Here is a 380-nt window from a genome sequence, read left to right as displayed (position 1 = left end):
GACCCCCTGCGTGYAAGGCAGGTGCTCTCCCAGCTGAGCTAATCCTCCGAATTGCCTGGCAACGTCCTACTCTCACAGGGACAAGGTCCCAACTACCATCGGCGCTAGAAAGCTTAACTTCCGTGTTCGGTATGGGAACGGGTGTGACCTCTCTGCCATCATTACCAGACTGTATTCATTTAAGACAAGAATTATCATAACTTATTCGACATTTAAAGTCAAYAAGTTTTTTATATTCTTTCAAAACTAGATAACATTGCTTCATATTATATGGTTAAGTCCTCGATCTATTAGTATTCGTCAGCTCCACATGTCACCATGCTTCCACCTCGAACCTATCAACCTGATCATCTTTCAGGGATCTTACTAGCTTCTAGCTT

Annotated in this window: 2 rRNA genes; both read right to left on the bottom strand. The window is 43.4% G+C overall.

Annotated elements, in window-relative coordinates:
- Positions 1-53: 53 nt before the first annotated feature.
- A 5S ribosomal RNA gene (gene rrf / locus AC1DJR_RS33930) occupies positions 54-169 on the bottom strand.
- 101 nt (positions 170-270) lie between these two features.
- Positions 271-380: ribosomal RNA gene (locus AC1DJR_RS33925) — 23S ribosomal RNA — on the bottom strand; the annotation flags it as partial.

Source organism: Bacillus sp. 05T31 (assembly GCF_056396725.1).
This window is presented reverse-complemented; position numbering and strand designations above follow the sequence as displayed.